Source organism: Pseudomonas sp. NPDC086278, assembly GCF_050280905.1.
Taxonomy (GTDB): domain Bacteria; phylum Pseudomonadota; class Gammaproteobacteria; order Pseudomonadales; family Pseudomonadaceae; genus Aquipseudomonas.
In genome coordinates this window covers 1-21,799 of sequence record NZ_JBNNWE010000010.1, presented here as the reverse complement: position 1 = coordinate 21,799, position 21,799 = coordinate 1, and the positions used below count along the sequence as shown (strand labels likewise).

The window sequence follows — 21,799 nt, the reverse complement described above, 5'->3', positions numbered from 1 at the left end:
CGTTCTCATAACTAGCTGAAAATAAACAGAATTATTTATGGCATGCAGATTGCTCAAGGGCATTTGTCGAGAATTATTCCTGTGAGCATCCACAGCGAGGACCGTGATCATGACCGGCATACCCCACGTTCATCACTTGGTTAATCTGTTGCTGTTTTTCGCGCCGCTGTTCGGCATCGAGCTGGCCGAAGCCGCTGCGCGCTGCGAACGAACTCTGGTGGCGAACGTCGTGGCGCTGGACCAGCCGCTGATGTTCAACCGCCTCGGCGCGCAGAACGTCAACGGCATGATGTTCGCCCTGCGCCGCGATGTGGTCGACGACCATAACCTGTCCCTGGCCCAGGGCGGCGCTGCCGTGCCGGGCAAGGTGTCGCTGCGGCCCGACAAGCGTCCGCGGCCGTTGGTGCTGCGCGTGGCGGCCGGCGATTGCCTGGCCATCAACCTGCAAAACCTGCTGGCGTATCAGGCCAACCCGAACAATCACTTCGAGAATGACGATGAAGGCGAGGAAGAGGGTGGGGCAGAAGGTATTGGCGGCGGTGGCGGTGAAGGCTTCAAGGCCGATGAGCAGGTGGCCGACCGTCATGTCGGGTTCCAGGTCAACGGCCTGCAAGCGGTCAACAGTATCGATGACATCGCATCCTTTACCGGCCGCAACGCCAACAGTTTGATCGCTCCCGGTGCGACGCGCTCCTACACCTTGTACGCCGAGCGCGAAGGCGCGTTTGACGTCAGCAGCCGTGGCGCCACTTTCGGCGGTGAAGGCGCGGCGGGCAACAACGCCAACGGTCTTTTCGCCCAAGTGGTGGTAGTGCCCAAGGGCGGCCGCACCTATCGCAACACGGTGACCGAAGAAGAGATGCGCCTGGCCAGCACCGGTCGCACGCCGGCCGGTCAGCCGATTGTCGATTACCAGGCGCGCTACCCGCAGCGCGAGCCGTGGATCCGTGAAGGCAAGGCCGGCCTGCCCATCATCGGCATGGTGGATGGCTCGGAAATCATTTCTGGCGAGAGTGATGCCATCGTCATGGGCAGCAACGCCGACGGCAGTTTCCCGCCCGCGACCTATCCGCTGGAAGCCATGGGCAAACGCAACCCGGCATTGCCCAACCGGTTGGAGCCGTTCCGCGATTTCGCCGCGCAGTTCCAGGATGAGACGGCGGTGACCCAGGCCTTTCCCGCCTACTTTGCGGACCCGGTGATGGGCCATGTGCTGGAGCCGACCCGCGACTCGTTCATGATCAACTATGGCTCCGGTGGCATGGGCGCCGAGGTGCTCGCCAACCGCTTGGGCGTGGGGCCGATGCACGACTGTCTGTCCTGCGCCTATGAGGAATTTTTTCTCAGTTCGCACACCGTCGGCGATGTGGCGATGCTGGTGGACGTGCCGGCCAACACCGGCCTGGAAAACATTCGTCCCGGCGAAACCCCGCGCGCCGATCAGGTCGGGGTGAAAGCGACCATGGCGCTGTACCCGTCCGAACCGTCCAACGTCAACCACAGCTACATCGGTGACTTCGTCAAATTCCGCAACACGCACAACGGTTACGAGCACCACATCTTTCACCTGCACGGTCATCAGTGGCTGTACAACCCCAACGACGACAACACCGATTATCTGGACGCCCAGGGCATCGGTCCGGGTGCCGGCTACACCTATGAAATTGCCAACGGTGGTTCGGGCAACCGAAACCGGGTGGCGGGCGATGCGATCTATCACTGCCACTTCTACCCGCACTTCGCCCAAGGCATGTGGAGCATGTGGCGGGTGCACGATGTGTTTGAAGAAGGCACCAGACTCGAGGTATCGCAACAGGGCGCCGACGGCTTCCACAGCGAACCGTACGCCCTGCGCAGCGGCAAACCGGCCGCCGGCGCGCGGGCCTTGCCGGATGGCGAGATCATCGCCGGGACACCCATTCCTGCTGTCGTGCCGCTGCCGGGCAAAGCCATGGCGCCGATGCCGGGCAAAGTTGCCGTGGTGCCGAAAATCGGTGAAACGCAGGTGGCGGGCAACGACGATGACGACGACGGCGAGCATCAGGGCGGTGCCACGCAAGCCATCGGTTCTCTGGCATTGGTGGATCGCAGCGAAGCCAACCGCAATGCCGACGGCAGTCTGAAAAACCCCGGTTATCCATTCTGGATCGGCGGCATGGAAAGTTCCGTTGGCCAACGCCCGCCAACACCGCCGCTGGACATGCTCGACGCGGCCAAGGCCCAAGCCTTGAAAGGCAGCGGCAACAGCTTGTGGGCCAATCTCGATCCGGCTCAATCCGGTGGTTGGGACGGCGGGCTGGGCCGGCATTCGCTGGACGGTTTCTCCTCCGGTGGCGCGGCGCGCACCGTTACCACCTCGCTGGATTTCTCCAAGGAAGTCACGCGGGCCAAACCGATTTACATGCCGGAAGAGGGCACCGAAGTCGAACAGGCGGCCATGGCCTTCCACGCGAAAAAGGATCACCCCAGCTTTGCGTTGCTGCCCGGCAATCAGATTGTCGCGCGTAACTTCCGCACCAACGGCGCATTGCCGATCGCCGGCGCGCCGTACTACGAACCGTGCATGGATGACCGGCAAAAACGCCTGACCGCCAGCGCCGGCACGGGTGAGTTCGCCAGCGGCGAGCGGGTCGACGGCATGTCCTTTACCGGCTCATCGAGCTTCACCGCCGACCGTCCGCGGATCTACAAAGCGGCGAATATCCAGTTCGACGCGGTGTACAACAAGGTCGGCTACCACTTCCCGCAGGCGCGCATTCTTGCGCTGTGGGAAGACGCCTGGCCGGTGATCACCAAGCAGCGTCCGCCGGAACCGCTGGTGATGCGCATGAACACCTTCGACTGCGTGCAATACCAGCAAACCAACCTGGTGCCGGCCACCTATGAAATGGACGATTACCAGGTGCGTACGCCGACCGACGTGATCGGCCAGCACATTCACTTGCCGAAATGGGATCTGGTGTCGGCCGACGGCTCGTCCAACGGCTGGAACTACGAAGACGGCGTGCTTTCCCCCGGCGCCGTGGTCGAGCGCATCCACGCCATTCGTGAGTTCAACCAATGCGAAGGCACCGATCCGCGTGACGGTACCCCGGCGTGCCCGAAAGCCAAAAATCACCCGTACTTCGGCCAGTTTGGCCGGGCGGACTGGCTCGGTGCACGGACGGCGATGCAGCGCTGGTTTGTCGACCCGGTGGTGAACACCAAAGGTATCGACCGTGGGCTGGGGACGATTTTCACCCATGACCACCTCGGTCCATCGACGCACCAACAGATTGGCCTGTACGCCACGGTACTCGCGGAACCGGCCGGTTCGACCTGGTTCCATGCCGAAACCGGCGAACCGTTGTACAGCGGCGCGCGCCAGGACGGCGGCCCGACTTCATGGCAAGCGGTGGTGTCCACCGGTGACCTGGACGGCGACGGCAAGAACGACAGCTTCCGCGAATTCTTCCTCGAATACAGCGACTTTCAGCACGCCTATGAAGCCGGGGTGTATGTGGGCGCCGGCCCGAATGGAGTGCCGGACCCGCAGGCGTTCCCGGCCACGGCTGACAGCTTCCGCTACGCGATCAACCCGCCGGTGCGGGACAACACCAGCACCTTGCTCGAAGCCGTGGTCGAGTTGCGCGGCGGGGTCAAGCCCGGTTGCCCGAGCCGGCCATGCCCACAGGCGATCTCGGTCGATGACCCGGGCATGTTCGTCGTCAATTACCGCAACGAGCCGCTGGCCCTGCGGGTGTTCGACCCGAACAAGGTCGGCCCGGACGGCAAGCGCGGCATGCAGGCCGATGGTCTCGGCGGCGACCTCGCGTACGCCATGCACAGCCGCACCGACCGCGCGATCCCGGCGCTGAACCTGGCACCGAACCTGATCACCTCGGCCACCGGCCCCACTGGCGGCACCACGTTGTTCCCGCCGCACATCAACCGTGGCGGCGCGGAACCCGGTGATCCGTTCACGCCGATGCTGCGTACCTACACCGGTGACAATGTGCGGCTGCGGGTACACGCCGGGGGGCATGAAGAAGAACACAACGTGACCCTGCACGGCGTGAAGTGGCTGCAAAGCGGTTCCGGTTACGGCAACAGCTCCAACTCGGGCTGGCGCGCGTCGCAGATGGTCGGGATCTCCGAGCAGATGGGCTTTATTGCGCCGGTGTCGATGCTCTCCAGTTCAGCGGCCACCACGGGTGACTACCTGTACTCGATGGACGCTTCCATCGAAGGCTACTGGAACGGTATCTGGGGCGTGATGCGCAACTACACCGCGCAACGCAACGATCTGTTCGCACTGCCGAACAACCCGAAACCGGCCGGCATGCGCAACACCGTGGCGTTCGACGGCACCTGCCCACGGATCAGCGCCAACCCCAACGGCATCGGCACCCGGCCGACGGTGCAACGCAACTATGAAGTGGTGGCGGCGCTGGCCAACGACATCCTCGCCAACCCACTGGGCCTGGCCATCGGCGACCCGGCGGGGTTGGGTCAGCATGTCGGCGGGCCGCTGAATCCGGCGGGCGGCACCCTGGTGTTCAACTCGCGAGCGGTGAGCATTCCACAGGTCACGGTGACCGACCCCGAGGATGGTGAAACCTTCACCATCGGTGGCCAAAGCGGGCCGTTGCATGACCCGACCGCGATCCTGTATGTGCGCAAGTCCGATCTCGACACCGCCACCGGCAAGCTCAAGCCCGGTGTGCCTGTCGAACCGCTGGTGCTGCGTGCGGCGGCGGGTGACTGCATCAACATCACCCTGGAAAACCGCTTGCCGAGCGTGATGCCGGACCTGGCCCAGACCGCGATCCTGCAGGGCCTGGCCAAACGTGATCGCAACGACGGCCAAGGCTCGACCACCTTCAACAACAACTTGCTGCGCCCGTCCAGTCACGTGGGGTTGCATGCGCAACTGCTGGCGTACGACATCACCAAATCCGATGGCACCAACGTCGGCGCCAACCCGATCCAGACCGTGCCACCGCGCGTCGGCAACAGCGGCGCGTACCCGACCCGCACGTATCAGTACTACGCCGGGCACCTGGAGCGCGAAGGCAAACCGGTGTCGCAAGTGGGCCGCAGCGTCGACAACATCAACGCCACGGCGGTGGAGTTCGGCGGGTTGAACATCACGCCGGCGGACGTGATCAAGCAGCCGCAAAAAGGCCTGGGCGGGGCGATGAGCATCCTGCCGATTGGCGCGACCTGGGCCGACGATGCCCGCAAAGTGTCGGCGACGGTCACGGCGCCGGGGCTGACCGCTTACCGCGACTTTGCGCTGGTCTGGCAAAAAGCCCTGAACCTGCGCTGGGCCAACGGTCGGCCGGTGGAAGGCATTGCCTCGGAAGGCAACGGCGTGCCCAACGACCCGAAAGACAACGCCGGCATGGCCATCAACTACAAGGCCGAACCGCTGTGGTATCGCTTCGGCCTGGCCCCGGATGCGCCGTTCGGCCGCGCCGATGGCCATGGTTATGGCGACGTACCCAATGCGCACATGGCCTACAGCAACGCGCTGGTGGGCGGCGATCCGCAGACGCCGGTGCTCTACGCGAAACCGGGTCAACCGTTCCGGCTGCACACGTTGATGCCGTCCGGTGGCAGTCGCGGCTCGACGTTCCAGCTCGATGGCCACCTGTGGTCGGTCAACCCGTTCCTGTCGGAGAAGAGCGACACCGGTGGCTACCCGATGGGTTCGCCGGGCGTGGGTTCGGTGCGGTTTGGCCTTAACCCGATGTCGATGTACGTCGGTGCCCGGGAAAGCCTGTTGCCAGCGGCGCACTACAGCTCCATGCACCCGAGCGCCGGGGGAGTGAATGCGATTCCTGGGGACTACCTGTTCCGCGACAACGCCTCGTTCGGCAACACCGCCGGGCTGTGGGGGTTGCTGCGCGTAACCAACGAACCCGAACCGGCCCCGGCGCCGTAACGCCAGGGATGGGGGGATGGCACCCCCTGAGGCGATCCGAGATCTGAAGGAGAGTGTTGTCATGAACAGGATCATCAAAATCAGCGCGTGCGCGCTGGCCGTCGCGGTGGCGCTGATTGCCCTCGGCGTCTGGCGCACCGCGCCACCGGACACGGTGGGCGCGGCCGCTGGCCAGCAGCTGTCCCGCGATGGCGTGTCGATCACATTCGACGTCAAGCCGCTGGCCGAGGACGGCGTGCTGCGCGAAGGCGGGTTTGCCGACGTGCAGTTCCGGGTCACTGACAGCGCTTCCGGCCAGCCCTTGTCCGGGGTCAATCCCGGCGCCTGGCTCGACCCGCAAACCCTCGCCGCCGACCAGGCCCAGGGCCGTGACCGGAGCTGCAAGTCACGGGTCGGGGTGTTCCTCAAATCGAGCATCGGCGCGCGGCCGCTGCTCGACCTCAACAGCTATTTCCTGCTGGTGATGAACCGTGACGCCAGCGTCTCGGTGGTCGATCCGTCGGTATCGGTGGGCGGCATCACCAGCACCATGGCGCGGATCGACCTCAAGCAAGCGCCGATGGATTGGGTGACGCCCAAGGACAATAAACGGGTGTTCGTGTCGATGCCGACCGCCAATGAAGTCGCGGTGATCGACAGCGCGCAATTCAAGTTGCTCGGCTCGGTCGCCGCCGGCAACCAGCCGGTGCGCGTGGCCCTGCAACCGGACGAGCGCCTGCTGTGGGTCGGCAATAACGCGTCGAAGGCCGAAGAGTCCGGGGTCACGGTGATCGACACCGCCAGCCTCAAGCCGCTCAAACACCTGGCCACGGGCGGCGGCCACCACGAAATCGCCTTCAGCAAGGACAGCCGCCATGCCTTCGTCAGCAACCGCGACGACGGCACGCTGAGCATCATCGATATCGCCAGCCTGACCATCAGCAAGCAACTGAAAACCGGCACTCACCCACTGTCGGTGGCGTACTCGCCACTGTCGCGGGCGGTGTACGTGGCCGACGGTGAGGACGGCACGGTGACCGTGGTCGACAGCAGCAGCCTGGCCGTGCGCCGGGTGATCAAGCTCAAGCAAGGCCTGGGCCCGATGGGCTTCAGCGCGGACGGGCGTTTTGGCGTGGTCCTCAACACTCTGGAAAACCAGGCGGCGGTGATCGACGCCGCCACCGACTCGATGATCCATGAACTGGACGTCGCCGCCGAACCCTACCAAGTGGTGTTCACCAAGGCTTACGCCTACGTGCGCGGCCTGGCCTCGGCCAAAGTCACCATGATCAACCTGTCGTCCCTCGGCGCAGGTCGCATGCCGATCAGCCAGGGCTTCGAAGCCGGGCCGCAGATGCCACGGCTGGCCGGCGATTTGCCGCTGGCGTCGAGCCTCGCGGTGTCGCGCGATGACAACGCGGTGTTCGTGGTCAACCCGGTGGACAACACCACCTACTTCTACGCCGAAGGCATGAACGCGCCGATGTCCGGTTACCCCAATCGCGGGCAAGTGGCGCGGGCGGCGATGGTCATCGACCGCAGCCTGCGCGAGGTCCAGCCGGGGCTGTACAGCGCGCGTATCAAGCTGCCGGCGGCGGGGCGTTTCGACGTGGCGTTCCTGCTCAACCAGCCGAACATCATCCATTGCTTCACCGCGCAGGTTGAGCCCGACACCACTCTCGATCCACGTCCCGGCGTGCCGACAGTGGAATTCATGCTCGACAAGGCGACGGCGACTCTCGGCAGTCCGTACACCGTGCGTTTCCGTATCGTCCAGGGCCAGCACAAGGCGCAGCGCAGCGGCGTGAAAGACGTGCAGGTGCGCTACTTCCGCGCGCCGACGTCACGGGCGCAGCAAGTCGCCGCGCTGGAAGTCGGCAACGGCATTTATGAAGCCCCGGTGAGCCTCGACCAGCACGGCGCCTGGTACCTGCACGTGCGTGCGGCGTCCCTCGGCGCGAGTTTCGATGACAAGACCTTTGCCAGCGTTCGGGTGTTGCCCGGCGACGTCCAATGAAGAGGAAATCGACATGAACCGATTCGCACACCGTGGCCTGCTGACGTTCTGCCTGTTGGCGCTCGGCATCGGCCAAGCCCTGGCGCACTCGACGGACGAGCATGCCGGGCACGACATGCCCGCCAAAAGCGCTACCTCGGAAAGCGCCCAGGTCAAATTCGCCGACGTCGCGCTGGTGGACCAGAACGGCAAACCGGTGCGTCTCGAAAAAGACTTGGTGACCAACAAGATTGTGGTCATGAGCTTCATCTACACCAGTTGCACCACGGTGTGCCCGGTGGTGTCGTCGATCATGGGCAAGGTACAGAAACAGCTCGGGGCGCGGGTCGGCAGCGAGGTGCAACTGGTGTCGATCAGCATCGACCCGCAACGCGACGACGCCCGGCGTCTGAACGACTACGCGCGCAACTTCCAGAAAGGTCCGGGCTGGAGCTGGCTGACCGGCACTGCGCAATCGATCAACGAAACCCTCAAGGGCCTCGGCACCTTCAGCGGCGACTTCAAAAACCATCAACCGCTGATTCTGGTCGGCGACGGCAACAGTCGGCACTGGACGCGTTATTACGGCTTCACCGACCCGGCCGTGCTGACCCGCGAAGTGGAAAAACTCAGCGGCCAGCGCAATGCCCACGCCAAGCACACTGCCATTGCCATGGAGCAACAGCCATGAAAGCCCTCCCGTTGATCATCCTGACCATGTGTTTTTGTCTGTTCAGCTTGATTGCGCTGGCCCATGAAGACCACGCGGCGCCCGTGCCGGCGGTGGCGGCCGCGCAACCGGCGAGCGGCACCCACGACGCGAAAACCTGGTTCACCGACACGCCGTTGCAAGACCAGAACGGCCAGACCTTGCGCTTCTACAGCGACGCGCTGCACAACCGCGTGGTGCTGCTGAACGTGATTTTCACCAGTTGCAATGACGCCTGCCCGCTGATCACCCGCAAGCTCAAGGAAGTGCGTGAGCTGCTGGGCGACAAGGCCGACGGCATCACTTTTATCTCCCTTACCAGTGATCCGCTGCGCGATACCCCGGCGGTACTCAAGGCTTACACCTTGAAGCAGGGCGTTGATGGGCCCCACTGGCTTTTTCTTACTGGCGACAAGGTGCAAATGGACCTTGTACTGGGGCGCATCGGCCAGATCGTGCCGACCCCCGAGCAGCATTCAACACAGTTGATCGTGGGCGACGTGGCCAACAAACGCTGGAGCAAAATCCGTCCCGATGCACCGCCCGCCGCCATTGCCCAGCGCTTGCAGTTGCTGACAATGCCCGTGGCCGGCCGTTGAGCGCACGCCATGAACACGTCCCTGGTCATCAGCCTGATTCTGCTGTGCGGCGTGAGCCTCGCCGCCCAGGCGTTACCGCTGAACCCCAGCGAAAGCGCCGGCAAACGGCTGTATCGCGAGGGCGTGTCCAGCAGCGGTGAGCCGATCATGGCGCGGATCGGCGTGGCGGACATGTTGCTGCCGGCCAGCAGCCTGCCGTGCGCCAATTGCCACGGCGCCGATGGCCAGGGCCGACCCGAAGGCGGGGTGCGGCCGCCGGACCTGAACTGGTCGCGGCTCACCAGCACCTACGGTCAGCAGCAGATCAATGGCCGCCAGTACCCGGCGTACACCGAAGGCACGTTGGCGCGGGTGATTCAGGAGGGACGCGATCCGGGTAATAACCGGCTCGACCCAGCCATGCCGCGCTTCGTGTTGTCGATGAACGATCAGCGCAACCTCACCGCGTATCTGAAGCGTCTGGCCGATGATCGCGATCCCGGCCTCACCGACGACACCCTGCAACTGGGGACTCTATTGCCGAGTCAGGGACCGTTGGCGGAGGAGGGCGCGACGGTGGCGGCAGTACTGAACGGCAGCGTGGCGCAGATCAACGAGGCGGGCGGGATTCATGGCCGGCAACTGCGCCTGACCATTGTCGATCCGGGCCCGGACCGCGCCAGTGCCGAGCAGGCGCTGGAACGGTTGCTTACCCAGGAGCAAGTGTTCGCGCTGATTGCGCCACTGGCCCCGGCGCTGGATGCGGATCTGGCGGCGCGGCTGGAGCAGGCCGGGGTGCCGCTGATCGGGCCGCTGGCGCTGGGCGCCGCGCAAACCGGTCGGCAGATTTTCGAACCGCTGCCGGGGCTGCGCGAGCAGATGATCGCGCTCGCCGATTACGCCACCGCCAGCTTGCGGGTGCTGCAAGGGCCGACGTTGATTACTTTTCCGGACGAGCCCGGCCAGCGCCAGATGGCGCAAAACCTCGGCCAGTACCTGCGAGATCACGGCTGGCAGAACGTCGCGCTGCACGCCTACGACTCGGCGCAAGACCAACTGCCGCTGGGCTCGCGGTCGGTGTTTTATCTGGGCAGCGGCGGCGGGTTCAGTCGCCTCGCCGAACGCTTGCAAGCGGCGGGGCAGGTGCCTTACCTGTTCGCCGCGTCGAATCAGGTGGCCGGCGATCTGTTGCAGGTGCCCAGTGGTTTTTCCCGGCGAGTGTTTCTGGCTTATCCATTCGTGCCCAGTGACTGGACGCTGGCTGGCCGTCTGGCGCTGACCCAGTTGCGCGAGCATCAGGGCCTCGGCGGTCAGCACGCGGTGCTGCAAGTGGGCGCGTTCAGTTCGATGCTGCTGCTCAGCGAAGGCATGAAGCAGGCCGGGCGCGACGCCAGCCGCGAGAAGCTGATCAGCGCACTCGAAGGCTTGCACGATTTCGACACCGGGCTGACGCCACTGATCAGCTTCGGCCCGGGCCGGCGCCTGGGTCTGAGCGGCGCCCATGTGGTGACTGTGGATCTGCCGGACCAGCGCTTTTACCTGGTCGCCCCTTACAAACCGATTGCTGCGACCCCTTGAATAAATGGAGGCCTCGATCATGACGCTCAAGACTCTGCTGATCCTGCTGACGCTGTGGGTGCCCGTGGCGTTCGCGAGTAATGGCCCGGCCGCCGCGCGGGTCAATGGCGAGGAAATTTCCGAGTTTCGCCTGGAGCGCTATTTCGCTGAATTCCTCGAAGATCAGGGCCGCGCGGTGGGCAGCATCCGTAATCCCAAGGCCTACAAGCAGCTGCGGCAGGCGGCGCTCACGGCGTTGATCGACAAGGAGTTGCTGTGGCAGGAAGCCGTCAAGCGCGGCGTGGTGATCAGCGACGAAACGGTGCAGAGCCAGGTCGAGCAGACCCGCCAGGCCATGGGCGGTGCTGAAGTGTTCATCCGGCGCCTGCAAGACGCCGGTTTCGACGAGGCCGCCTACGCCGAGTACACCCGTCGCGAACTCGCCGCCCAGCAAGTGTTTGCCGAACTGACCCGGGTCAATGAGCCGGATGAACAACAGGTCCGCGCGTTCTTCGAGGAGCACCGTGAAGAGATGCGTCAACCCGAGCAGATTCAGGCCCGGCATATCCTGGTCAAAGTGCCTCAAGGGGCCGATGCCGCCACAGTTGAAGCAGCGCGACTACGCTTAGAGGAGATGCGCGTGAAAATCAGCCAGGGCGAAGACTTTGCCAGCGTCGCCCGGGCCGGTTCCGAAGACGCGACCGCCAGCGAGGGCGGGGATCTGGGGTACTTCCCTCGCGGGCGCATGATGCCCGAGTTCGATGCGGCAGCGTTTGCCCTGGCACCGGGCGTCGTCAGTTCACCGGTACGCACACCGCTGGGCTGGCACTTGATTGTCCAGACGAACCACTTGGAGGCCAGCGATGTCACAGAAATGCAGGGGCTTGAAATGGTTCGGGCGTACCTTGCCCGACAGCAACAAGCCCAGGCTCGTCTTCAGGCCCTGGCGCAACTGCGATCGAGCAATCGAATCGAGCGGATTGATGATGACTGAGGCTTCACCCCCCAATTGTGGGGAAAGCTTCAGGGCAAATCCGTGCGCTTCCCCGCCTTTGGGGGACGGGGTTTCTGGGCGAAAAGGTTTTGTCATGGAAATCAAACACGTGCAACGGTCAAAAACCGGCGCTCAGCCTGGCATGAAGTGTGCGTTAGCCTGATTGAGGCGCGTACTCCCAGGCACGAATTTCGGACCTGTGGTTTCAAGGAGTCCACCTTGTTAAACAAAGTACTGGTTGTTGAAGACGAACAGCTGCTTGCACACAACCTCCAGGATTATCTGGCGGCGCAAGGGCTGGAAGTCCGGATAGCTCACGAAGGGGCCAAGGCCATCGGCGACGCCGAGGGTTATGCGCCCGATGTGATGGTGTTCGATTACCGCTTGCCCGATATGGAAGGTTTCGACGTTCTCGACGCGGTCCGCCAACAGAACAGGAATTGCCATTTTGTGCTGATTACAGGGCATCCAACCGCTGAAGTCTGTGAGCGGGCCCGGCAACTTGGCGTCAGCCACATCCTGTTCAAACCGTTTCCCCTGGCGGAACTGGCCCGTGCAGTCTGTGACCTTTTAGGGATGGAGCGCGAACCCAAGGCAGGCGTGAGCACCTCCGAAGGCTTCGTCGAACGACGCCAGAGCAGGATCGAGAGTTTCCCGCTGCAGTTGTACGACGGCAGTTGGGTGCTGGCGGACCGCCGACGATCTTCGGCTTCCATGGCACCAGACGACGGACAATTGCTCACCGGGGAGTAAAGGCGCGACAAGCCGTTCCGGTACACGCCGTAATTGCTCGCCGCGTCGACAGGGCTCAAAGCCCCCGGCGTTGGAGAGCAAGCCATGGACCGTCTATCCCTAGCCGTAGAACCGGCGCTGTTGGACTGCGTACCGTCTCGTTTTTCCAGTGAGCAACTGGCCCAGGCTCGCTCCCGTGCCGCCACCTCCGGCGAACGGGTGCTCGATGCCCTCGGCGTGTTGTGCGAACTGGCCCCCATGCCCTTCATCCAGTGCCTCGGCGCGACCCTGCATTATCCGGTGCTCGACACCGACACGCTGTTTCAAGCCACCCCGGTGTTCGACCGGGTCACCCTGGCCCAATGCCTCAAGCGCGAATTCATCCTGCTGCGCCACGAGGATGCGGTCATTGGCGTGTTCGCCGATCCCTTCGACACCTCGCGCCTGGCCTGGATCGACGACTGCCTGCACGGCGCGCCGCTGTATCTGGTGCATGCCGACGACCTGAAAGCCTACCTGGCGCGCCACGAAGAAAGCTTCCACGCGGTGGAATCGCTCAACGCCCAGGCCGACGCCAATGTCGAAATCGACACCCTGCAAAGCCTGTCGCTGACCAGCATCAGCGAAGACGCGAGCGTGGTCGTCAAACTGGTCAACTCGACCCTGTACGACGCGCTGAAAATGCACGCCAGCGACATTCATCTGGGCACCACCGGCAGCGGCCTGGTGATCAAGTACCGCATCGACGGCGTGCTCAACAACATCAGCAAGATCCAGGGCAACGAGTTCGCCGAGCAGGTGATTTCCCGGGTCAAAGTCATGGCCGAACTTGATATCGGCGAAAAACGCGTGCCCCAGGACGGTCGTTTCAAGATCGGCATCAGTGGTCGGCAGATCGACTTCCGGGTGTCGATCATGCCGAGCATTTTTGGCGAAGACGCGGTGCTGCGGGTGCTCGACAAACAGGATCTGGCGGACAAGGTCAGCGGCGTGCAGCTACAGGCGCTGGGCTTTGAAGACGAAACCCTGCACCAGTTGCGCCGGCTGGCCGCCGAGCCCTACGGCATGGTGCTGGTGACCGGCCCCACCGGCAGCGGCAAGACCACCACGCTGTACGCGATGATCACCGAGATCAACCACGGCGTGGACAAGATCATCACCATCGAAGACCCGGTCGAATATCAGCTGCCGGGCGTGCTGCAAATTCCTGTGAATGAAAAGAAAGGCCTGACCTTCGCCCGGGGTTTGCGCTCGATCCTGCGCCACGACCCGGACAAAATCATGGTCGGTGAAATCCGTGACCCCGACACCGCACAGATCGCCGTGCAATCGGCGCTCACCGGGCACCTGGTGTTCACCACCATTCACGCCAACAACGTGTTCGACGTGATCAGCCGCTTCACGCAAATGGAAATCGACCCGTACAGCTTGGTGTCCGCGCTCAACGCGGTGCTGGCGCAACGGTTGATTCGTCTGGTGTGCGCCAGTTGCAGCGCCCCCCACCACCCGAGCGACGACGAATTGCGCCTGTCCGGGCTCGATCCGCGGCAGGTCGATCACTACCGCTTTGTGCACGGCAAGGGCTGCGGCAATTGCCGGGGCACCGGCTATCGCGGGCGCACCGCGATTGCCGAACTGCTGCAACTGGACGATGAACTGCGGCAGATGATCGTCGAGCGCCAACCCATTTCAAAAATCAAAGCCCTGGCCTGTGCCCGTGGCTTGCGCCTGCTGCGCGAGTCGGCACTGGAACTGGTCGCAGAGGGGCGGACCACGCTCGAGGAGATCAATCGTGTCACTTTTGTCTCGTGATCGTTTTGTCGCCGTCCTCGGCGCCAGCGGTGTCGGCCTCGGCCAGCGTCGTGGCAGCGAGACCCTGTGGCTGGGCAGCGTCGGGTTTATCGACGAAGGCTTCCACGCCTGGGCCGTCGCCCTCGAAACCCTCGACCGCTTGCTGGGCGAGCACGCCTCGGCCGGCGCGCAATTGAGCGTGGTCGTCTCCGGGCACTTCAGCCGTTTTTGCCTGGTGCCGTGGAGCGAGCAGATCAGCAGCCCTGGCGAATTGCTCGGGTTTGCCCAGCTGTGCTTCGAAGACTTGTACGGCGCGCCGACCCAGCCCTGGAGCATGGTGCTGTCGGCGGAACCGGCCGGTTACGACCGGATCGCCGCCGCACTGCCGCAGGATCTGCTTGACCGTTTGCGCACGCTGGTCAGCGGTCGCGGCCTGAAGTTGCGCTCGGTGCAGCCGTACCTGATGGCGGCGTTCAATCATTTCGACAAAAGCTTCGACGGCGGCGACTTCCTGTTCGTGGTCGCCGAGCCGGTGCGCAGTGTCTTGCTGCTCGCACGGGAAGGGCGCTGGGCGTCCGTGCGTTCGGTGGGCTGCGGTGACAGCGATGCGGCGCTGACCGCGCTGATCGGTCGCGAACGCCAGTTGCAGGCGTCGTCCAGCGAACGGCCACTGAACTTGTATCTGCACGCGCCGGCGCGCCTCGACTCGCAGCCGGATGTGCCGGGCGTGCAATTACGCACCCTTGAAGAGGACCGGGCCCCGGTGCGCGATGGCCTGTACGTGATGTCCCGGGCGGTGGCCTGAGATGCGCGCCTTGATGCTCGACTTCCAACCGCGCCGCCGCTCGGGACCGCTGGGCTGGAGCCTGCTGGCCGGCGGCCTGGTACTGGCGCTGGGTTGCGTGCTGGTGCAACAACACCTCAGTGGCGAGGCGGCGCAACAGCAAGGTCATTTGCAAACCACCCAACGGGTGCTGACGGGCGACAAGGGCGGCAAGGTCAGCCTGAGCCCGGCCGAGACCCGCGAACAAGCGGCCAATCTGGCGGAAATGCGCAAAGTCTCGCAGCAACTGCGCCGGCCCTGGGAGCGCTTGTTCGCCATGCTCGAAGCGATGCCGCGTGATGACATCGCCTTGCTCAGCCTGACTCCCGACGCGCGCAAAGGTCAGGTGCGGATCAGCGCCGAAGCGCGCGACCTGGAAGCGATGCTCGAATTTCATCAACGCCTCGAAGCCAGCGACGAGCTGTCCGATGTGTCGCTGCTCAGCCACGAAATCGTCGCCAACGTGCCGGAACACCCGGTGCAATTCAACCTGTCGGCCAGTTGGGAGATCGGCGATGCAAATCCCTAGATTGATCGTCCACGAATACCTGCAAGGCCTCGGAATTCCCGGCCTGGCAGGGCTGGCAATGGTGCTGCTGGCGCTGACCTACGGCGTCGCCGGTTTGCTCCCGGACTGGCAGTCGCTGCAACAACTCAACCAGGACACCCGCGAAGCCACCGAGTACCTGGCCAAGGTCGAAGACGGCAGCATCGCCGCCCCGGTGGTGCCACAACGTCAGCTCGACGATTTCCGCAGTAAATTGCCGTCGCAGCCTCAGGCCACCGTGGCCATCGACAAGATCTACGCGCTGGCCACTCAGGAACACATCACCCTGGCGCGCGGTGAATATTCCCTCGGCATCGACCCGAAAACCCATTTGGCGCGTTATCAGATTCTGCTGCCGGTGCGGGGCAGCTACCCGCAACTGCGGCGCTTCCTGCACGCCTTGCTCGGCCAGTTGCCAGCGGTGGTGGTGGAGGACGTGGAGTTTCAGCGCAAGAAGATCGCCGACACCGACCTGACCGGGCGGATCCGCATGACCCTTTACCTGTCGAGGTCATGATGAAGAGCAAACGCGCAGCGGGTTGGGTGGCGTTCTTCGGCGTAGCGGCCGCGCTGACCTGGGGCCCCGACTACTTCAAAAGCGCAGACGACGCTGACACCTCGGTGGTCGTCGCCGCTGCCCCGGCAAAAGGCCTGGCCCCGACGGCGCAACCGGCGGCACTCGCCGGCAAAACCCCGGTGGTGATCAAGGATCTCAGCCCGGCTGGCGACCTGTTCGCCGCCCGCAGCTGGAAGGCCGCGCCGGTGCTGGCCAGCGTCACGGAACAACCCGTCAACCGAATTGCGGTGGTGCAAGCCCCTAGCGTGCCACCGATGCCGTTCCAGTTTGTCGGCAAGCTGGATGACCGTTCCGACCTGCAAGTGTTTTTGCAGAACGGCGAAAAAATATACGTCGTGCGCAAAGGGGACGTGATCGACGACACCTGGCGGATCGAGGGGATTTCCGACGCGGAACTCCGCTTTGTCTACCTGCCTTTGCATGTGTCGCAGACTTTGTCTGTGGGGAGTACGCAATGAACAGATCCCGTTTGCTGTTGAGCGTCTGCATCGTCGCCGCGCTGGCCGCGTGCAGTTCGGCGCAGGTCGCGAACACGGAAGCCTCGGCGCTGATCGAGTCGGGGCAGTACGAGGCCGGCCTGGCGCGTATCGAGGAAGGGTTGCGCGAAAACCCTCGCGATACCGAGTTGCACCTGGCCCTCAATAGCGGACGTGCGCTGGCGGTAACCAATTTATTGAGCGAGGGCGACATGGACCGCGCACGGCGTGACTTTCCTTCGGCGCGCATGGCCTACGGTCGGGTGTTGAACATCGAACCGAACAACCGCCGTGCCCAGGACGCGCTGCGCCAACTCGACTACCTGCGCAGCATGGATGAAAAACTCGAACTGGCCCGTGGCGACCTGCGGCGCGGCGACATCTACGGCGCCGACCGTCAGGTCAAACAGATCCTCGAACTGGACCCGAAGAATGACGGTGCGCTGGAGTTGCAAGGCAGCATCCGTTTGGTGCAAAGCCGCAACGTGGTGCCGTATCCACAGCTGCGCACCCGGCTGGACCGGCCGGTGACCCTGGAGTTTCGCGACGCCAACCTCAAGACCATTTTCGAAGTGCTGTCCCAGGTGGCCGGTCTGAATTTCATCTTCGACAAGGACCTGCGCCCGGACATGAAAGCCACGATTTTCGTGCGCGACGTGCGCATCGAAGATGCCGTGGTATTGCTGCTCCAACAAAATCAGTTGCACCAGAAAGTGGTGAACGAAAACACCTTGCTGATCTACCCGGACTCGCCGCAAAAACTCAAGGATTACCAAGAGCTGGTGATGCGCACGTTTTACCTGACCAGCATTGATTCCAACACCGCGCTGAACATGATCAAAACCATGCTCAAGACCCGCGACGTGTTCGTCGATGAACGCCTGAACACCTTGACCATGCGCGACACCGAAGACGCGGTGCGCATGGCGGAAAAACTTCTGCAATCCCAAGACCAGTCCAACCCCGAAGTGGTGCTGGAAGTGGAAGTGATGGAAGTCGCCCGCCAGCGGATTCTCGACCTCGGGCTGCAATGGCCGAACACCTTCGGCGTGATCAACACCGACGGTTCGGCGGTGACCATTCTCGACCAGTTGAAGCACATCGACTCCAGCCGCATCTCGATCTCGCCGTCGCCGCAAGCCAAGATCAACGCCCAGGACAACGACATCAACACCCTGGCCAGCCCGGTGATTCGCGTCAGCAACCGCGAACAGGCGCGCATCCACATCGGCCAGCGCGTGCCGATCATCAGCGCCACGTCGGTGCCGTCGACACAGGGCCCGGTGATTACCGAGAGCGTGACCTACCTCGACGTCGGTCTGAAGCTCGAAGTGCAGCCGATCGTGCACCTGAACAACGAAGTCGCGATCAAGATCGCGCTGGAAGTGAGTAACGCCACGCCGCTGGAACCGACCCGTCAGGGCACGATTCCGGTTCAGGTCGACACCCGCAACGCCCAGACCACCCTGCGCCTGCATGACGGCGAAACCCAGATCCTCGCCGGCCTGGTGCGCAACGACCACGGCGCTACCGGCAACAAGATTCCGGGCCTGGGCGACATTCCGGGGCTGGGCCGCTTGTTCGGCAGCAACAAGGACACTGTCGGCAAGTCGGAACTGGTGCTGTCGATCACGCCACGGATCGTGCGCAACCTGCCGTACCAGAGCCCGTCGGACATGGAGTTCCCGACCGGCACCGAAACCAGCATGCACATCCAGGCACCGGACCGCTCCATGAGCACCACGGTTCAGACCGAAGGCATGAGCGCGCCGATTGCCACCACTGTCACCGTCGGGAAGTAGGGATCATGAACGCCTCGCAGCGCGGTTTTACCCTGATCGAAGTCGTGGTGACGCTGGCCCTGATCGGCCTGCTGGCCGGCATGGCCGCACCGCTGACCGAGACCGTGGTGCGCCGGGGCAAAGAGCAGGATCTGCGGGCATCGCTGTACCAGATCCGCGACGCCATCGACGCCTACAAACGCGCCTTCGACGCCGGCTACATCGAGAAATCGCTGAACAGCAGCGGCTACCCGCCCAACCTGCAAGTGCTGGTGGACGGCGTGCGCGATGTGCGCAGCGCCAAGGGTGCCAAGTTCTACTTTTTGCGCCGCGTGCCCCACGACCCGTTGACCTCGGTCAAGCGTGACGACAATGGCGGTTGGGGCTTGCGCTCGTATGACAGCACCGCGCAAAACCCGCGTGAAGGCGAAGACATCTTCGACGTTTACTCCAAGGCCCGGGGCAAAGGGCTCAACGGCATCGCGTACCGTGAGTGGTGAACTTATGCGCCGGGAAAAGGGTTTTACCCTGCTGGAACTGATGGTGGTCATGGCAATCATCGCGACCCTGATGACCATTGCCTTGCCGCGCTATTTCAATAGCCTCGAAGCGTCGAAAGAAACCACCTTGCGCCAGAGCCTGTCGGCCATGCGTGAAGCGCTCGATCACTATTACGGCGACACCGGCCACTACCCCGATTCCCTCGATCAACTGGTCGAACAGCGTTACCTGCGCAATTCGCCGATGGACCCGATTGCCGAGCGCAAAGACACCTGGGTGCTGGTCGCGCCGCCAGACGGCGTGGCGGGCGGGGTCGCCGATATCAAAAGTGGAGCCACCGGGAGGGCGCGCGATGGCAGCCTCTATTCCGAGTGGTAAGCCTGGCACCGAGGCAGGGTTCACCTACCTCGGCGTGCTGTTGCTGATCATGCTGATGGGCATGGGCCTGGCCAGTGCCGGCGAGTTATGGGCCACCGCGTCGCGCCGTGACCGTGAACGGCAATTGCTCTGGGTCGGCACGCAATACGCCCAGGCCTTGCGCAGTTACTACCGCAGTTCGCCGGGCCTGGCGCAGTACCCCAAAGACCTCGAAGACCTGTTGCAGGACGAGCGTTTTCCGACGCCCAAACACCACCTGCGTCAGCTGTACCCGGACCCGATCGGCGGGGGTGAATGGACCTTGATGCGCGGTTTCGACGGGCGCATCACCGGCCTCAATAGTCCGTCGACCGACACACCGTTGAAGCAGACGGACTTCCCCAGTCAGTGGTCGGATTTCACCGGCATGGCCAGCTACAAGGATTGGCAATTCGTCGCCGAGAAGGCCTTCCTCGATGGCGCGTCGGGCCCGGCGAAAAGCCAGTCGGCATTGCCTCAGGCGTTGCAGCCATGAACCGGCAATGGCTGTGCGCGTTGATGCTGTCGTGCGTGGCGACCTTGGCCAGCGCCGGCGAAGAGGACGAAATGCTCGGTTTTATCGTCGATGACACGATCTCGCACATCGGCCACGACTTTTACTACTCGTTCAGTGAACGCCTGCGCGCCACCAGCCCGATGGATTTCAACCTGGTGGTGCGCGAACGACCTTCGGCGCGCTGGGGCAGCCTGGTCACCGTGGAATATCAGCAGCGCCTGGTTTATCGGCGTTTCCTGCCGCCGAACACCGTGGACCTCAAGGACGACGCCTACGACGCCGCCGACTGGGTTCGCGGGCAGATTGTCCAGCGCAAGCTGGAGACCTTGTTGCAGGACACAACCGATCTTGAGAGGGACGAACTATGAAAACCAACACAGTCTCACGCCACCTCGGGCTCTGGTTGATCGGGCTGGGCAGTTGCAGCCTGGTCCAGGCCACGGAGCTGGTCTACACGCCGATCAACCCTTCGTTCGGCGGCAACCCGTTGAACGGCACCTGGCTGCTGAACAACGCCCAGGCGCAAAACGACTACGACGACCCCGATCTGAAAAACCGCACCACGGTGGCCGGCACTTCGGCGCTGGAGCGCTTTACCAGTCAGTTGCAATCGCGGTTGCTGGGGCAATTGCTGGACAACATCTCCACGGGCAACACGGGGAGCCTTTCCACCGACGCGTTCATCGTCAACGTGGTCGACGATTCGGGTGCACTGACCATTGAAGTGACCGATCGCGCGAGCGGTGAAGTGTCGGAAATCCAGGTGAATGGCCTGGCCCCGTAACGGGGATTCGGGTCGATGGGGAGTGAAGGACATGAAAAAAATAATAGCGCTAGGGCTGATGTTGGCAACGTTGCAAGGCTGTGGACTGCGCGAGCCGATGGGTGCCGAGCAGGACAGCGAAACCCCGACCCTGACACCACGGGCGTCGACCTATTACGACTTGTTGAGCATGCCGCGGCCCAAGGGCCGGTTGATGGCGGTGGTGTACGGTTTTCGCGATCAGACCGGGCAATACAAGCCGACGCCGGCCAGTTCGTTTTCGACCAGCGTGACCCAGGGCGCGGCGAGCATGTTGATGGATGCGTTGCAGGCCAGTGGCTGGTTTGTGGTGCTGGAGCGTGAAGGGCTGCAAAACCTGCTGACCGAGCGCAAGATCATCCGCGCTTCGCAGAAGAAGCCGAATACGCCGGTGAACATTCAGGGTGAGCTGCCACCGCTGCAAGCGGCGAACATGATGCTTGAGGGCGGGATCATCGCTTATGACACCAATGTGCGCAGTGGTGGGGAGGGCGCGCGGTATCTGGGGATTGATCTTTCTCGGGAGTATCGGGTGGATCAGGTCACGGTGAATTTGCGGGCGGTGGATGTGCGCAGTGGGCAGGTGTTGGCGAATGTGATGACCAGTAAGACGATTTATTCGGTGGCGCGCAGTGCCGGGGTGTTCAAGTTTATTGAGTTCAAGAAGTTGCTTGAGGCTGAGGTCGGGTATACGACGAATGAGCCGGCGCAGTTGTGTGTGTTGTCGGCGATTGAGGCGGCGGTGGGGCATTTGTTGGCGCAGGGGATTGAGCGGCATTTGTGGCAGGTGGCGGGGGATAATTCTTCGCCGGATAACAATGCGACGCTGGATCGGTATTTGTCTCAGAACAAGGTTGTTCCTGAGGGGGAGTAGGTTTGGCCGAGGCGGCCTTCGGGCCGACCTGGTTCCTTTGTGTGGCCCGATTCATCTGTGGGAGCGGGCTTGCTCGCGAAGGCTGTTTTGCGGGGTGGATTTTTTGATGGTGTACATATCCGTTGCTGCGGTAACGGCGGCTTGGGGTTTCGCCCTTACGGCGAGTCCCTTTTGTCAAACGCCACAAAAGGAACCAAAAAGTCTCGCCCCGGCGTCCGGCCCCTCGCTTAGGCTCGGCGT

19 protein-coding genes are annotated in these 21,799 nt (G+C 63.3%); all 19 read left to right on the top strand.

The window, feature by feature from the left end; all coding sequences use genetic code 11:
- The first annotated feature begins 109 nt into the window (after positions 1–109).
- The 19 genes from mnxG (at position 110) to ACQKP4_RS04930 (ending at position 21,559) form a co-directional block, all read left to right on the top strand.
- Positions 110–5,929, top strand: a complete 5,820-nt coding sequence (gene mnxG / locus ACQKP4_RS05020) for a manganese-oxidizing multicopper oxidase MnxG (protein WP_427630996.1) — start codon at positions 110–112, stop codon at positions 5,927–5,929.
- Positions 5,930–5,990: 61 nt separating this feature from the next.
- The gene (locus ACQKP4_RS05015) at positions 5,991–7,925 is read left to right on the top strand and encodes a YncE family protein (protein WP_427630994.1); all 1,935 of its coding nucleotides are present in this window, start codon (positions 5,991–5,993) and stop codon (positions 7,923–7,925) included.
- 13 nt (positions 7,926–7,938) lie between these two features.
- The gene (locus tag ACQKP4_RS05010; protein ID WP_427630992.1) at positions 7,939–8,595 is read left to right on the top strand and encodes an SCO family protein; all 657 of its coding nucleotides are present in this window, start codon (positions 7,939–7,941) and stop codon (positions 8,593–8,595) included.
- Positions 8,592–9,212: an SCO family protein gene (locus ACQKP4_RS05005; RefSeq protein WP_427630990.1), complete on the top strand. Its 621-nt coding sequence runs from the start codon at positions 8,592–8,594 to the stop codon at positions 9,210–9,212. Before ACQKP4_RS05010 ends, ACQKP4_RS05005 begins: the two co-directional genes overlap by 4 nt.
- A 9-nt stretch (positions 9,213–9,221) precedes the next feature.
- Positions 9,222–10,769, top strand: coding sequence for an ABC transporter substrate-binding protein (locus tag ACQKP4_RS05000; RefSeq protein WP_427630988.1), 1,548 nt, complete (start codon positions 9,222–9,224; stop codon positions 10,767–10,769).
- 19 nt (positions 10,770–10,788) lie between these two features.
- A complete protein-coding gene (locus ACQKP4_RS04995; RefSeq protein WP_427630986.1) occupies positions 10,789–11,742 on the top strand; it encodes a foldase protein PrsA in 954 nt (317 codons plus the stop codon).
- Between the two features lie 219 nt (positions 11,743–11,961).
- On the top strand, positions 11,962–12,495 hold the full coding sequence (locus ACQKP4_RS04990) for a response regulator (RefSeq protein WP_427630984.1): 534 nt from the start codon (positions 11,962–11,964) through the stop codon (positions 12,493–12,495).
- An 84-nt stretch (positions 12,496–12,579) separates the two neighbouring features.
- Entirely contained in the window at positions 12,580–14,286 is a 1,707-nt protein-coding gene (locus ACQKP4_RS04985) for a GspE/PulE family protein (RefSeq protein ID WP_427630982.1), read from the top strand.
- Entirely contained in the window at positions 14,267–15,070 is an 804-nt protein-coding gene (locus ACQKP4_RS04980; RefSeq protein WP_427630980.1) for a hypothetical protein, read from the top strand. The genes ACQKP4_RS04985 and ACQKP4_RS04980 overlap by 20 nt, the downstream gene beginning before the upstream one ends.
- Position 15,071: 1 nt before the next feature.
- A complete protein-coding gene (locus tag ACQKP4_RS04975) occupies positions 15,072–15,617 on the top strand; it encodes a PilN domain-containing protein (protein ID WP_427630978.1) in 546 nt (181 codons plus the stop codon).
- On the top strand, positions 15,604–16,152 hold the full coding sequence (locus tag ACQKP4_RS04970) for a GspMb/PilO family protein (RefSeq protein ID WP_427630976.1): 549 nt from the start codon (positions 15,604–15,606) through the stop codon (positions 16,150–16,152). The genes ACQKP4_RS04975 and ACQKP4_RS04970 overlap by 14 nt, the downstream gene beginning before the upstream one ends.
- On the top strand, positions 16,152–16,670 hold the full coding sequence (locus ACQKP4_RS04965) for a hypothetical protein (RefSeq protein ID WP_427630975.1): 519 nt from the start codon (positions 16,152–16,154) through the stop codon (positions 16,668–16,670). The genes ACQKP4_RS04970 and ACQKP4_RS04965 overlap by 1 nt, the downstream gene beginning before the upstream one ends.
- Positions 16,667–18,490 (top strand): secretin N-terminal domain-containing protein, encoded by a 1,824-nt coding sequence (locus ACQKP4_RS04960; protein WP_427630973.1) that lies wholly within the window; start codon positions 16,667–16,669, stop codon positions 18,488–18,490. The genes ACQKP4_RS04965 and ACQKP4_RS04960 overlap by 4 nt, the downstream gene beginning before the upstream one ends.
- A gap of 5 nt (positions 18,491–18,495) precedes the next feature.
- Complete coding sequence (locus ACQKP4_RS04955; RefSeq protein ID WP_427630971.1) at positions 18,496–18,969, top strand: type II secretion system protein; 474 nt, start codon at positions 18,496–18,498, stop codon at positions 18,967–18,969.
- Positions 18,970–18,973: 4 nt separating this feature from the next.
- Entirely contained in the window at positions 18,974–19,348 is a 375-nt protein-coding gene (locus tag ACQKP4_RS04950; protein ID WP_427630969.1) for a type II secretion system protein, read from the top strand.
- A complete protein-coding gene (locus tag ACQKP4_RS04945; protein WP_427630968.1) occupies positions 19,323–19,862 on the top strand; it encodes a type II secretion system protein in 540 nt (179 codons plus the stop codon). The genes ACQKP4_RS04950 and ACQKP4_RS04945 overlap by 26 nt, the downstream gene beginning before the upstream one ends.
- On the top strand, positions 19,859–20,251 hold the full coding sequence (gene csgE, locus ACQKP4_RS04940) for a curli production assembly/transport protein CsgE (protein WP_427630966.1): 393 nt from the start codon (positions 19,859–19,861) through the stop codon (positions 20,249–20,251). The genes ACQKP4_RS04945 and csgE overlap by 4 nt, the downstream gene beginning before the upstream one ends.
- Positions 20,248–20,667: a curli assembly protein CsgF gene (locus ACQKP4_RS04935; protein WP_427630964.1), complete on the top strand. Its 420-nt coding sequence runs from the start codon at positions 20,248–20,250 to the stop codon at positions 20,665–20,667. The genes csgE and ACQKP4_RS04935 overlap by 4 nt, the downstream gene beginning before the upstream one ends.
- Positions 20,668–20,698: 31 nt before the next feature.
- Positions 20,699–21,559, top strand: a complete 861-nt coding sequence (locus tag ACQKP4_RS04930) for a CsgG/HfaB family protein (protein WP_427630962.1) — start codon at positions 20,699–20,701, stop codon at positions 21,557–21,559.
- Positions 21,560–21,799 lie beyond the last annotated feature (240 nt).

Bases quoted from the DNA above. Each gene is read 5' to 3' on its own strand.
- mnxG (WP_427630996.1), top strand. From the start codon at position 110: ATGACCGGCATACCCCACGTTCATCACTTGGTTAATCTGTTGCTGTTT.
- ACQKP4_RS05015 (WP_427630994.1), top strand. From the start codon at position 5,991: ATGAACAGGATCATCAAAATCAGCGCGTGCGCGCTGGCCGTCGCGGTG.
- ACQKP4_RS05010 (WP_427630992.1), top strand. From the start codon at position 7,939: ATGAACCGATTCGCACACCGTGGCCTGCTGACGTTCTGCCTGTTGGCG.
- ACQKP4_RS05005 (WP_427630990.1), top strand. From the start codon at position 8,592: ATGAAAGCCCTCCCGTTGATCATCCTGACCATGTGTTTTTGTCTGTTC.
- ACQKP4_RS05000 (WP_427630988.1), top strand. From the start codon at position 9,222: ATGAACACGTCCCTGGTCATCAGCCTGATTCTGCTGTGCGGCGTGAGC.
- ACQKP4_RS04995 (WP_427630986.1), top strand. From the start codon at position 10,789: ATGACGCTCAAGACTCTGCTGATCCTGCTGACGCTGTGGGTGCCCGTG.
- ACQKP4_RS04985 (WP_427630982.1), top strand. From the start codon at position 12,580: ATGGACCGTCTATCCCTAGCCGTAGAACCGGCGCTGTTGGACTGCGTA.
- ACQKP4_RS04975 (WP_427630978.1), top strand. From the start codon at position 15,072: ATGCGCGCCTTGATGCTCGACTTCCAACCGCGCCGCCGCTCGGGACCG.
- ACQKP4_RS04970 (WP_427630976.1), top strand. From the start codon at position 15,604: ATGCAAATCCCTAGATTGATCGTCCACGAATACCTGCAAGGCCTCGGA.
- ACQKP4_RS04965 (WP_427630975.1), top strand. From the start codon at position 16,152: ATGAAGAGCAAACGCGCAGCGGGTTGGGTGGCGTTCTTCGGCGTAGCG.
- ACQKP4_RS04960 (WP_427630973.1), top strand. From the start codon at position 16,667: ATGAACAGATCCCGTTTGCTGTTGAGCGTCTGCATCGTCGCCGCGCTG.
- ACQKP4_RS04955 (WP_427630971.1), top strand. From the start codon at position 18,496: ATGAACGCCTCGCAGCGCGGTTTTACCCTGATCGAAGTCGTGGTGACG.
- ACQKP4_RS04950 (WP_427630969.1), top strand. From the start codon at position 18,974: ATGCGCCGGGAAAAGGGTTTTACCCTGCTGGAACTGATGGTGGTCATG.
- ACQKP4_RS04945 (WP_427630968.1), top strand. From the start codon at position 19,323: ATGGCAGCCTCTATTCCGAGTGGTAAGCCTGGCACCGAGGCAGGGTTC.
- csgE (WP_427630966.1), top strand. From the start codon at position 19,859: ATGAACCGGCAATGGCTGTGCGCGTTGATGCTGTCGTGCGTGGCGACC.
- ACQKP4_RS04935 (WP_427630964.1), top strand. From the start codon at position 20,248: ATGAAAACCAACACAGTCTCACGCCACCTCGGGCTCTGGTTGATCGGG.
- ACQKP4_RS04930 (WP_427630962.1), top strand. From the start codon at position 20,699: ATGAAAAAAATAATAGCGCTAGGGCTGATGTTGGCAACGTTGCAAGGC.